The sequence below is a fragment of the Pseudomonas sp. B33.4 genome (assembly GCF_034555375.1).
In the GTDB taxonomy this organism is placed as follows: domain Bacteria; phylum Pseudomonadota; class Gammaproteobacteria; order Pseudomonadales; family Pseudomonadaceae; genus Aquipseudomonas.
Window position 1 is genome coordinate 4,508,319 of record NZ_CP140706.1, and the last position, 12,751, is coordinate 4,521,069.

The window sequence follows — 12,751 nt, forward strand, 5'->3', positions numbered from 1 at the left end:
AAAAACAAAAACCGGGGCACTTGGCCCCGGCTTCCATCAACGAGACGCTTAGACGCGTTCGAAGACGGTGGAGATGCCTTGGCCGAGACCAATGCACATAGTGGCCACCCCGAAGGTGCCGCTATTCTGCTTCATCACGTTCAGCAAGGTGCCGGAAATACGGGCACCGGAGCAACCGAACGGGTGACCCAGGGCGATCGCGCCGCCGTGCAGGTTAACCTTCTCGTTCATCTTGTCGAGCACTTTCAGATCTTTCAACACTGGCAGAGCCTGTGCAGCGAAAGCTTCGTTGAGCTCGAAGAAGTCGATATCGTTGATACCAAGGCCTGCGCGCTTCAGGGCTTTCTGTGTCGCCGGAACTGGACCATAGCCCATGATCGCCGGATCCACACCTGCCACTGCCATCGAACGGATAACCGCCATTGGCTGGATACCCAGATCCTGTGCACGTTGCGCCGACATCACGATCATGCACGAAGCACCGTCAGTGATCTGCGACGAAGTACCGGCGGTCACGGTGCCGCCCTTTGGGTTGAAGGCAGGCTTGAGGGCCGCCAGACTTTCCAGGGTGGTTTCCGGACGAATGGTTTCGTCGTAGTCGAACAGTTTCAGGAAACCGTTCTCGTCGTAGCCCTGCATCGGGATGATTTCGTCTTTGAACTTGCCTTCCACGGTTGCCTTGTGGGCCAACTGGTGGGAGCGCACGCCGAAAGCGTCCTGTTGTTCGCGAGTGATGCCGTGCATTTTGCCGAGCATTTCCGCGGTCAGGCCCATCATGCCCGAGGCTTTTGCCGCATACAGCGACATGTGCGGGTTCGGATCGACACCGTGCATCATGCTCACGTGGCCCATATGCTCGACGCCGCCAACCACGAACACGTCACCGTTGCCGGTCATGATCGCTTGTGCAGCGGTGTGCAGCGCGCTCATCGACGAACCACACAGGCGGCTGACGGTCTGGCCGGCCGAGGTGTGCGGGATCTGGGTCATCAGCGACGCCATGCGCGCGATGTTCCAGCCCTGCTCCAGGGTCTGGTTGACGCAGCCCCAGATCACGTCCTCGACTTCAGCAGGATCGACCTTGGCGTTGCGTTCCAGCAGTTTGCTGATCAGGTGCGCCGACATGTCTTCGGCGCGGGTGTTGCGGTGCATGCCGCCCTTGGAGCGGCCCATCGGAGTACGACCGAAGTCGACAATCACGACGTCTCTAGGATTCAAGCTCATAAGTTCACTCTCACTCTAGTTGGGGGCGCTTAACCGAAGAAGCTCTGGCCGTTTTTGGCCATTTCGCGCAGCTTCGCGGTCGGGTGGTACAGCGCGCCCAAATCAGCGTACTGGTCAGCCAGGGCAACGAACTCGGCAACACCGATCGAATCGATGTAGCGCAGCGCACCACCACGGAATGGAGGGAAACCGATACCGTAGACCAGACCCATGTCGGCTTCGGCGGCAGTTTCAACGATGCCGTCTTCCAGGCAACGCACGGTTTCCAGGCACAGCGGGATCATCATCCAGTTGATGATGTCTTCGTCAGTGACTTCACGCTGCTCGTAAACGATCGGTTTGAGCACTTCCAGTACCGACGGATCGGCAACTTTCTTCTGCTTGCCTTTCTTGTCGGCCTCGTAAGCGTAGAAGCCCTTGCCGTTCTTCTGGCCGAGGCGCTTGGCTTCGTAAAGCACGTCGATGGCCGAACGACGGTCATCCTTCATGCGATCCGGGAAGCCTTCAGCCATTACGTCACGACCATGGTGACCGGTGTCGATGCCGACCACGTCCATCAGGTACGCCGGGCCCATCGGCCAGCCGAATTTTTCCATGACCTTGTCGATACGGACGAAGTCCACGCCGGCGCTGACCAGCTTGGCGAAACCGCCGAAGTACGGGAACAGTACGCGGTTAACGAGGAAACCCGGGCAGTCGTTGACGACGATCGGGTTCTTGCCCATTTTCTTGGCGTAGGCAACGGTGGTGGCAACTGCCAGCTCACTCGACTTCTCGCCACGAATCACTTCCACCAGCGGCATCATGTGCACCGGGTTGAAGAAGTGCATGCCGACGAAGTTTTCCGGACGCTTGAGGGCCTTGGCCAGCAGGCTGATGGAAATTGTCGAGGTGTTGGACGCGAGGATGGTGTCCTCTTTGACCTGACCTTCGACTTCAGCCAGTACGGCTTGCTTGACCTTCGGGTTCTCGACCACAGCTTCGACAACCAGATCGACGTGACCGAAGTCGCCGTAGGACAGGGTCGGACGAATGGCGTTGAGCACTTCAGCCATTTTCGCTGCGGTCATGCGGCCTTTATCAACGCGGCCAACCAGCAGCTTGGCGGCTTCGGCCAGACCTTGCTCGATACCGTGCTCGTTGATGTCCTTCATCAGGATCGGCGTGCCTTTGGAGGCCGACTGATAGGCGATACCGCCACCCATGATGCCGGCGCCCAGTACAGCGGCCTGCTTCACGTCTTTGGCGATTTCGTCGTAGGCCTTGGCCTTTTTCTTCAGTTCCTGATCGTTCAGGAACAGACCGATCAAGCTCTGCGCGGCAGAGGTCTTGGCCAGTTTGACGAAACCGGCGGCTTCGACTTCCAGCGCCTTGTCACGACCGAAGTTCGCGGCTTTCTGGATGGTCTTGATCGCTTCAACCGGCGCCGGGTAGTTCGGGCCAGCTTGCCCTGCGACGAAACCTTTGGCGGTTTCGAAAGCCATCATTTGTTCAATGGCGTTCAACTTGAGTTTTTCAAGTTTCGGCTGACGCTTGGCTTTGAAGTCGAACTCGCCGGAGATGGCGCGCTTGATCAGTTCAAGCGCAGCTTCCTGCAGCTTCTCTGGAGCAACCACGGCGTCGACGGCGCTGACTTTCAGGGCGTCTTCTGGGCGGTTTTCCTTGCCAGCGGCAATCCACTCGATGGCGTTGTCGACACCGATCAGGCGCGGCAGACGCACGGTGCCGCCGAAGCCCGGGTAGATGCCCAGTTTGACTTCCGGCAGACCGATCTTGGCCTTGGTGGACATGACGCGATAGTCAGCTGCCAGGCACATTTCCAGACCGCCGCCCAGGGCGATGCCATTGATGGCCGCTACGGTCGGAACGTTGAGGTCTTCGAAATCGCTGAAGATCTTGTTGGCTTCGAGATTGCCAGCAACCAGCTCCGCATCCGGCAGCTTGAAGTTCTCGACAAATTCGGTGATGTCGGCGCCGACGATGAACACGTCCTTGCCACTGCTGACGATCACGCCCTTGATCGAAGCATCTGCCTTGATGGTGTCTACGGCCTGACGCAGTTCGTTCAGGGTTAGACGGTTGAACTTGTTGACGGACTCACCCTTGAGGTCGAATTTCAATTCGACGATGCCACTTTCAAGAGCTTTAACCGTGATGGCTTTACCTTCGTAAATCATCAACTGATCTCCACGATATGGAAGCTGAACAGTACACGTCGGACGCAGGCGAATGGCTCGGCAGGACGCTTTTTCGTCGATGCTAACGCCAATCCACCCGGCACACCCGCCAACGCGATAGTCGGGATTCTGTAGGAGCAGTCTGCAAGACAAACGCTCAATTCATACGCCCGTTTGATTTGGGTACGTCACCTTCACGGAATTTCCGACAATTGTCAATCGCCCAAAATACGGGTTGAAAAGCGACTTTGCGGTCATTTCTGTAAGACGAAGACCCGCAACACGCATCTGCATGTGAAGTCATTCATAGAATCAATAGTTAGAAAAGTCGCCCTAATTCGCCGCAGCCATTGTTTAAAGGGCTACGCTGGAGGGACTACACGGAGATGTCACTGACCGAATCAACATCAAAAGAGTTTCCGGCCTGCCTGGCCAACCCCGCCCGATGAATCATGTCGGGCTTTTTATTACGCGTCTGCCGGACGTTCCCCACCGTTGCAGTGGGAAAAGTCCGCGCATCACGCCAGCGCTTTCAGAGTGGCGTCGATATCCTGCAAAACCGAGGCTTCGCCCTTCTCGCCCCAATACAAGGCGATCATCTGCTTGTCCGCCTCGACTTTGAAAACATTGCCCGGCAACTTTTCGAAATGATTGAGCAGCGCTCGATCCTCGCAGACTTCCTGCCACTGATTGACCCACACGCCCGGCGATTTCTGCCAGTAAGTCCAGCAGACAGGCTGCTTGCTGCGACGTGGGCGATGATACTGCGCACAAGGATTTGGCGGCTCTTGCGCCAGCCAGTGCGGCCATTCCTGAGGCGCCAGCTGCATGGCCAGACCGATGCGCCGCGCCTCCATGCGCAGGGCGATGCGACCGCTTTGCGCGCGCGAAGGACGCAACCACGCCAGCGGACTCAAAACCACCAACAGGATTGACACCACTAACCAGACCGTCATATCTCTATTCCCAATTCTTGGTGAGCGCATTGTGTCACTTTGGAACCAATGCGCTTGAAACCAGCCATACTTAACAATATTGAAACCTCACGAGGAGCACCTCATGCCCTACCACCACATCCTGGTCGCCGTAGATCTGACCGAAGAGTGCGACCCTGTGATTCACCGCGCCCGCGAGCTGTCGGTGAGCAATAACGCCAAGCTGTCGCTGGTGCATATTGTCGAGCCGATGGCCATGGCGTTCGGTGGCGACGTGCCGATGGATCTGTCACAACTGCAACAACAGCAGTTCGATCAGGCCAAAGAGCGCCTGGAGCGTCTGAAACTCAAGTACTCCGAACTCGAAGGCGCCAACTGCCATTTGACCTACGGCCAGCCGCGTCAGGAAATCCATCATTTCGCCAAGGAACAAACGTGCGATCTGATCGTGGTCGGCAGTCATGGCCGACATGGTCTGGCGCTATTGCTCGGCTCGACCGCCAATGACGTGCTGCACGGCGCACCATGCGATGTATTAGCGGTACACCTGGTCAAACGTTAACCCGTACAAAAAGCCCGGCCTCACGCAAATGAGGCCGGGCTTTTTTGTTACCGGATCAATCAGGCATCCAGCTCGGCCCAACGCTCCAGCAACGCATCCAGCTCAGCCTGCAACTGCTCCAGCGAAGCAATCACCTTGGCCGTTTCAGCCGCAGGACGCTGATAGAAACCGGCTTCAGCCATTTCAGCTTCCACGGCAGCAATCTGCAGTTCCTTGGCGTCGATATCGCCCGGCAACGCTTCCAGCTCGCGTTGCAGCTTGTAGCTGAGCTTCTTCTTGGCGGCCGGGGCAGCTGTCGAAGGGGCTGCCACTACAGCAGGTTCGGCAGTGACCACCGCCGAATTCAGGTCAGCCTTGCCGGATTTGCTTTCGGTTACGCCCAGCAGACGCGGCGAACCGCCCTGACGGATCCAGTCCTGATAACCACCGACGTATTCACGCACCTTGCCTTCACCTTCGAAGACCAGGGTACTGGTGACCACGTTGTCGAGGAATGCCCGGTCGTGGCTGACCATCAGCACGGTGCCATTAAAGGTCAGCAGCACTTCTTCGAGCAGCTCGAGGGTTTCCACGTCGAGGTCGTTGGTCGGTTCGTCGAGCACCAGCAAATTCGCCGGTTTGCTGAACAGTTTGGCCAGCAACAGACGCGCACGTTCGCCACCCGACAGCGCCTTGACCGGCGTGCGGGCTCGCTGCGGGCTGAACAGGAAGTCGCCGAGGTAGCTCAGCACGTGACGGCTCTGACCGTCGATATCGATGAAGTCGCGACCTTCGGCGACGTTGTCGATCACGGTTTTTTCCAGATCCAGCTGATGGCGCAACTGGTCGAAGTAGGCCACGTCGATCCGCGTGCCCTCTTCCACTTTGCCACTGGTCGGTTGCAGACCGCTGAGCATCAGTTTCAGCAGGGTGGTCTTGCCAGTGCCGTTGGCGCCAAGCAGACCGATACGGTCGCCGCGTGTCAGGACCATCGAGAAATCCTTGATCAGGAACGGGCCGCCCGGGTGAGCGAAACTCACATTCTCGAGGACCATCACCTGCTTGCCGGACTTGTCGGCAGTGTCCAGCTGAATGTTGGCCTTGCCAGTACGTTCACGACGTTCGCTACGCTCGACGCGCAACGCTTTCAGGGCGCGGACGCGGCCTTCGTTACGGGTGCGACGCGCCTTGATGCCCTGGCGGATCCAGACTTCTTCCTGGGCCAGTTTCTTGTCGAACAGCGCGTTGGCGGTTTCTTCAGCTGCCAGCGCGGCTTCTTTGTGCACAAGGAAACTGGCGTAGTCGCCGTTCCAGTCGATCAGGCCACCGCGATCCAGTTCGAGGATGCGCGTGGCGAGGTTTTGCAGGAAGGAACGGTCGTGCGTGATGAACAGCACGGCGCCCTGGAAATCTTTCAGCGCTTCTTCGAGCCAGGCAATCGCACCGATGTCCAGGTGGTTGGTTGGTTCGTCGAGCAGCAGCAGATCCGGCTCGGACACCAGTGCCTGCGCCAGCAGCACGCGACGACGCCAGCCGCCGGACAACTGGGCGAGGGTCTTGTCGGCCGGCAGTTGCAGACGGCTCAAGGTGCTTTCGACCAGAGTCTGCAAACGCCAGCCATCACGGGCTTCGAGGTCTTGCTGAACGTGCATCAGCTTGTTCAGGTCTTCTTCAGTGACGCAGTTTTGCGCGAGGTGATGGTATTCGGCGAGCAACGCACCCACGCCATCAAGGCCTTCAGCGACCACGTCGAATACCGTCCGATCATCGGCCACCGGCAATTCTTGCGGCAATTCGCCGATTTTCAGACCGGGGGCACGCCACACCGAGCCGTCATCGGGCTTCTGGTCGCCCTTGACCAGTTTCATCATGCTGGACTTGCCAGTGCCGTTGCGGCCGATGATGCACACCCGCTCACCACGGGCGATCTGCCAGGACACCTTGTCCAACAACGGCATAGCGCCGAACGCAAGGGACACATCGCTGAATTTGAGCAGGGTCATGAGCTTCTCCAAAAACCGGGCGCGCATTCTACCTGAGTTAGGGCTTCAGCAGGCCGGCAATTTGTCTGTCGAAGCACTCTGCACAACATTTGTTGCGAACTTGTGCTGCGAGGTCGGCAAAGCTTTCGCCGCTTGCTGGCAAAAGGCTAAGCTACAGACAATTCAGTGCTGGCCGAGGTCGGCACTTGTCATGATTTCTCTGCCCGGATGTCTCATGCGCAGTCGCCTTTTCAGTGTCTTGTCCTGTTTGCTACTTACCGCCGCTGCCGTTCAATCCGCCCAGGCGGTGGACCTGTCCACCCAACGCCAGTATTACGATGAAGCCAAGCGCGCGCTGGCCAAGGGCGATACCGGCCCGTATTTCCGTTACAGCCAGGCGCTGGCCGATTATCCGCTGGAACCGTATCTGGCCTACGACGAACTGACCGCGCGCCTGAAAACCGCGAGCAACGCGGAAATCGAGAAGTTCCTCGCCGAACACGGTGACCTGCCCCAGGCCAACTGGATGAAACTGCGCTGGTTGCGCTGGCTCGCCGACCGTGGCGACTGGGCGACCTTCGTCAAGTATTACGACCCGAAACTCAACTTCACTGAACTGGACTGCCTCAACGCGCAGTACCAGATCAGCAGCAACCATAAGGCCGAGGGGTACGCCAATGCTGAAAAGCTCTGGCTGACCGGCAAATCCCAACCCGCCGCGTGTGACGCGCTGTTCGGCATCTGGGCAGCCGATGGCCAGCTCACTGAACAGAAACGCTGGGAGCGCACCAAGCTTGCCGCTCAGGCCCGCAACTATCCACTGGCCAACAGCCTGGTCAACGGCTTGACCACCCTCGCCCCGCGCGGTCGTTTGCTGGTCGATGTCGCGCAGAAACCCGAGCTGCTCAATCAGCCTTCGCGTTTCACCCCGGCCGATGAGCCGATGTCCGACGTGGTCAGCCTCGGCCTGCGCCGTTTGGCGCGTCAGGACCCGGACAAGGCCATGGCCCTGCTCGACGGTTACGCCAGCAGCATGCATTTCTCCCGCGATGAAAAAGTTGCGATCGCCCGGGAGATCGGCCTGACGCTCGCTCGGCGTTTCGACAGTCGCGCGCTGGATGTGATGACCAAATACGACCCGGAACTGCGCGACAACACGGTTTCGGAATGGCGTCTGCGCCTGCTGCTGCGTCTGGCCCGCTGGGACGACGCCTATCAGTTGACCCGCCGTCTGCCGCAGGATCTGGCCACCACCAACCGCTGGCGCTACTGGCAGGCGCGCAGTCTGGAACTGGCCCAGCCGCAAAACCCGGAAGCGCAGACGCTGTACAAAAACCTTGCGCGCGAACGTGACTTCTACGGTTTCCTCGCCGCCGACCGTTCGCAATCGCCGTACTCGCTGAACAACAAGCCGTTGGTCCTCAGCCAAGCGCTGATCAACAAGGTGCGCAACACTCCAGGCGTACGCCGCGCGCTGGAATTCCACGCCCGCGGACAGATCGTCGACGGGCGTCGCGAGTGGTACCACGTCAGCCGCCATTTCAATCGCGATGAAATGGTTGCCCAGGCAAAACTCGCCTATGACTTGAAATGGTACTTTCCGGCGATCCGCACCATCAGCCAGGCGCAGTACTGGGACGATCTGGATATCCGCTTCCCGATGGCCCACCGCGAAACCCTCGTGCGTGAAGCCAAGGTACGTGGTCTGCATTCGAGCTGGGTGTTTGCCATCACCCGTCAGGAAAGCGCTTTCATGGACGACGCGCGCTCCGGCGTTGGCGCCAGCGGCCTGATGCAGTTGATGCCCGGCACCGCCAAGGAAACCGCGCGCAAGTTCAGCATCCCACTGGCCTCGCCGCAGCAAGTGCTCGATCCAGACAAGAACATTCAACTCGGCGCCGCTTACCTGAGTCAGGTGCACAGCCAGTTCAACGGCAACCGCGTCCTCGCCTCCGCCGCCTACAACGCCGGCCCCGGTCGTGTGCGCCAATGGCTGCGCGGTGCTGATCACCTGAGCTTTGACGTCTGGGTGGAAAGCATTCCTTTCGATGAGACCCGTCAGTACGTGCAGAACGTGTTGTCGTACTCGGTGATCTACGGCCAGAAGCTCAACTCGCCACAGCCGCTGGTGGATTGGCATGAGCGGTATTTTGATGATCAGTAGCCGGTAATGCCGGTTACGTAGGAGCTGCCGAAGGTTCGGGCCGCGTTCGGACGATCTTTTGATTCTGATTCAAACAAAAATGCCCGCATTTTCATGCGGGCATTTTTACATCAAAATATCGCAGCCTCCGGCAGCTCCTACACAGCTACCGCATGACCATCATTGAACTGCAACGCCGCCAACCGCGCATACAGCGGATTGCTGGCAATCAGTTCCTGATGAGTACCTATGGCCACAAGCTTGCCCTGATCCATCACCGCAATCCGGTCAGCGTTTTTCACCGTGGCCAGTCGATGCGCGATCACCAGCGTGGTGCGGTTCTGCATCAGGCTCGGCAGCGCTTCCTGAATCAAATGCTCACTCTGCGCATCGAGGGCGCTGGTGGCTTCGTCCAGCAGCAGAATCGGCGCGTCGACCAGTAACGCCCGGGCGATCGCCAGACGCTGACGCTGGCCACCAGAGAGGCCGAGGCCACCATCGCCGAGATGAGTCTGGTAACCGTTGGGCATTTTCTCGATGAAGTCGTGAGCGTGAGCAATTCTTGCCGCTTCCTTGACTTGCTCCAGCGTCGCCCCCGGATTGCCGTACCGAATGTTCTCTTCAACGCTGCCGAAAAATAACGCCGGCGACTGCGATACCAAAGCGAAGTGACGGCGCAGATCCAGCGGATCAAGGCTGGTCAGCGGCACGCCATCAATCAGGATCCGCCCTTCCACGGGGTCATAAAAGCGCAATAGCAAATCGTACACCGTGGACTTGCCGGCGCCGGACGGCCCGACCAGCGCCAGCGTCTCACCGGCCCGGATGGTCAGATTCAAGCCATTGACTGCGTAGCTTTCAGGGCGCGAGGGGTAGGAAAAGCGCACGTCCTGCAGTTGCAGTTCGCCCCGCACGCGCTGCGGCAGGGTCACCAGCCCGGTAGTGGGCGGCTGGATGATATTTTCCGAACCCAGCAGCTCAGCGATTCGTTCGGCGGCACCTGCCGCACGTTGCAACTCACCGATCACCTCACTCAACGTGCCAATGGCGCTGCCAACAATCAGGCTGTAAAACACAAACGCGGCCAGTTCGCCTCCAGTGATGCGCCCGGCAATCACGTCCATGCCGCCGACCCACAACATCACCGCCACCGCGCCGAGCACCAGCACGATCACCATGGTGATCATCCACGAGCGCTGAAAGATGCGTTTGCGCGCTGTGTCGAAGGCGTCCTCAACCGTTGTCGCAAAACGCCGCTCGTCCTGGACCTGGTGGTTGTAGGCCTGCACGGTTTTGATCTGGCCGAGAGTTTCCGACACATAGCTGCCGATATCGGCCACCCGGTCCTGGCTCAATCGCGACAGATTGCGCACGCGCCGGCCGAAAATCAGGATCGGTGCAACCACGAACGGCAAGGCAATCACCACAATGCTGGTGAGTTTCGCGTTGGTCACGAACAACAGGATGACACCGCCAATGACCATCAGCAGGTTGCGCAGGAACATCGACAGCGATGAGCCGATCACCGACTGCAGCAGCGTTGTATCGGCGGTCAGCCGCGACTGGATCTCCGAACTGCGGTTGTTCTCATAGAAGCCGGGGTGCAGATAAACCAGATGGTTGAACACCTCGCGGCGAATATCGGCCACGCAACGCTCGCCGATCCACGACACCCAGTAAAACCGCGCGAACGTGCCGACCGCCAGCCCCAGCACCATCAGCATGAAGATGCCGATGCTCTGGTTGAGCTGATGCGGCGACTGAGTCATGAAGCCGCGGTCGACCAACAATTTGATCCCCTGCCCCATCGACAGCGTGACGGCAGCGGTGACGATCAACGCCAGCAACGCGCCGATGACTTGCCAGCGGTAAGGGGCCAGAAATCGGCTGGTCAGACGCAGGGCGCGCCGGTGCCTGGAAGAAAGCTTCGGGGTCATTCAGGTACGCATCCGTGTTGATGAAAGGGCTAGCGTAAACCTTCTTTGGGGTGGAACTCTGTAAATCACAATGAGTCAGGTTAAATATGCCCCCAAAGACTAGGCCATAGTTGCTATCGGTCTAACGTCGCGGTTGAGACGAACGGTCATTTCTGTTGGACTGGAATGGCCGCTCATGACGGATCGAAAGGCGCTGTCACAGCCTGGTCACGTGGCGGTTTTACCCTAGGCGCACAACCTGATGAGGAGACAGGCCATGTCCTTGCAACACAGCAGCGAAGACAAAATTGAAGTGATCCGCACCAAGCCCGGCCAATCTCTGGGTTGCTCGATACTGGATAAGGATGGGCGTGAAGTACCGATCACTGAAGAAATGATCCAGGACGCGTGCCGCGAACTGGAGAAGCGATTGGTCAAGCCTGCCGAACAAGAGTGATATAGCCACTGTCTTCCTGACCCGGCCCCTTTGGCCGGGTTTTTTCTGTCTGCAGATCCGGCATTTGTGGCGCGGCCTTCGCGAGCAGGCTCGCTCCCACAGGAGTTCTTCGGTGAATGTGAGATCCATGTGGGAGCGAGCCTGCTCGCGAATGGGCCGACCCGGTTTCTAGACAGCCACCGCCCCCAGCGCCGCCACGATCCTCGCCAACTCTGGCGACGCCCCTTCAATCCGCACCTTCAGCCCTTCAATCTCACGCCGCACGGGATATTGCTTGCGCAACACATCGAACGCCGCGCGCTGCTCGCCGACATTACCTACAAGGCTGCGGCGAAAATCCGCGTCATCGCGGCGCGGGTCGTACACGCCACGGCAGAGCATCGCCAGCGCCCACGCCGGATCGCTGTCAGCATGCAAGGTGACTTGCGACAACCACGGTGACGGCAACAGATCAGCAAGCTGGATGCGCGCCGGTTGAGCGATGAATTCGCAGTACGCCTGATAAATCTGCGCCGTGCCGCGCTGCTTGCCATCAAGGCTGTAACCGGCAATGTGCGGCGTGGCCAATACGCAAAGCTCGGCCAACGCCACGTCAACTTCGGGCTCGGCTTCCCAGACATCGAGAACGGCTTGCAGGTCTTCACGATCCAGCAGCACGTTGCGCAGTGCGGCGTTATCTACCACCGGGCCACGCGCCGCATTGATCAACCAAGCACCGGGCTTGAGTTGCTGCAAACGCAACTGTTCGAACAAATGCCAGGTCGCGCCGTCGCCACTGCGAGTCAGCGGCGTGTGCAGACTGATCACGTCGCACTGCTCGATGATCTGCTCCAGGCTGACATAATCGCCCCCTTCGGCAGCCTGACGCGGCGGATCGCAGACTTTGACGTTCCAGCCCAGGCCCTTCAGGACCTTGATCAGGCGCCCGCCTACCTCGCCGGCACCAACGACACCGTAAGTCCGTTGAGTGAGATCGACACCTTCGATTTCGGCAAGCGTCATCAGACTGCCCAGCACGTAATCGACCACGCCCCGAGCGTTACAGCCAGGCGCACTCGACCAGGTAATGCCGGCCTCACTGAAGTACTCGAGATCCAGATGATCCGTACCGATGGTGCAGGTGCCGACAAAACGCACCTTGCTGCCTTCAAGCAACGCACGGTTGACGTTGGTCACCGAGCGCACCAGCAACACGTCGGCCTGCTCGACCGTCGCACGGTCGATGGAACGGCCTGGCACCCGGCGGATCTCGCCGAAACCGGCAAAAAAGGCGTCGAGCAGCGGGATATTTTCGTCGGCAACAATCAGCATGGCGGGCTCCTTTGGCGGATCGGCAGTTTAGGTGCAGATCGGTCGCCGGGCCAGCAGGCTTTGCG

The 12,751-nt window shown here is 59.1% G+C and carries 9 protein-coding genes; 3 read left to right on the top strand and 6 right to left on the bottom strand.

The features are described from left to right. Positions 1-48: 48 nt before the first annotated feature. The 3 genes from fadA to U6037_RS19765 form a co-directional block, all read right to left on the bottom strand. Positions 49-1,224, bottom strand: coding sequence for an acetyl-CoA C-acyltransferase FadA (fadA, locus tag U6037_RS19755; RefSeq protein ID WP_007910465.1), 1,176 nt, complete (start codon positions 1,222-1,224; stop codon positions 49-51). 29 nt (positions 1,225-1,253) lie between these two features. Continuing rightward, complete coding sequence (gene fadB, locus U6037_RS19760) at positions 1,254-3,401, bottom strand: fatty acid oxidation complex subunit alpha FadB (RefSeq protein WP_105705169.1); 2,148 nt, start codon at positions 3,399-3,401, stop codon at positions 1,254-1,256. Positions 3,402-3,919: 518 nt separating this feature from the next. Next, entirely contained in the window at positions 3,920-4,357 is a 438-nt protein-coding gene (locus tag U6037_RS19765; protein WP_277758626.1) for a hypothetical protein, read from the bottom strand. A gap of 103 nt (positions 4,358-4,460) precedes the next feature. On the opposite strand from U6037_RS19765, the gene U6037_RS19770 reads away from it, so the two are divergent. Beyond that, entirely contained in the window at positions 4,461-4,898 is a 438-nt protein-coding gene (locus tag U6037_RS19770; RefSeq protein ID WP_016986753.1) for a universal stress protein, read from the top strand. 59 nt (positions 4,899-4,957) lie between these two features. Here the strand turns inward: U6037_RS19770 and U6037_RS19775 are convergent, their stop codons facing one another. Continuing rightward, the gene (locus U6037_RS19775; RefSeq protein ID WP_322844243.1) at positions 4,958-6,880 is read right to left on the bottom strand and encodes an ATP-binding cassette domain-containing protein; all 1,923 of its coding nucleotides are present in this window, start codon (positions 6,878-6,880) and stop codon (positions 4,958-4,960) included. 214 nt (positions 6,881-7,094) lie between these two features. Between U6037_RS19775 and U6037_RS19780 the strand changes: the two genes are divergently transcribed. Further along, entirely contained in the window at positions 7,095-9,023 is a 1,929-nt protein-coding gene (locus U6037_RS19780) for a transglycosylase SLT domain-containing protein (protein WP_322844244.1), read from the top strand. Positions 9,024-9,160: 137 nt separating this feature from the next. Here the strand turns inward: U6037_RS19780 and U6037_RS19785 are convergent, their stop codons facing one another. Next, on the bottom strand, positions 9,161-10,939 hold the full coding sequence (locus tag U6037_RS19785; RefSeq protein WP_322844245.1) for an ABC transporter transmembrane domain-containing protein: 1,779 nt from the start codon (positions 10,937-10,939) through the stop codon (positions 9,161-9,163). A 256-nt stretch (positions 10,940-11,195) separates the two neighbouring features. Here U6037_RS19785 and U6037_RS19790 point away from each other — a divergent pair, with 256 nt between their 5' ends. After that, on the top strand, positions 11,196-11,375 hold the full coding sequence (locus U6037_RS19790; protein ID WP_322844246.1) for a PA1571 family protein: 180 nt from the start codon (positions 11,196-11,198) through the stop codon (positions 11,373-11,375). Between the two features lie 168 nt (positions 11,376-11,543). On the opposite strand, the gene pdxB is transcribed toward U6037_RS19790, so the two are convergent. Continuing rightward, positions 11,544-12,686: a 4-phosphoerythronate dehydrogenase PdxB gene (gene pdxB, locus U6037_RS19795; protein WP_322844247.1), complete on the bottom strand. Its 1,143-nt coding sequence runs from the start codon at positions 12,684-12,686 to the stop codon at positions 11,544-11,546. Between the last annotated feature and the right edge of the window lie 65 nt (positions 12,687-12,751).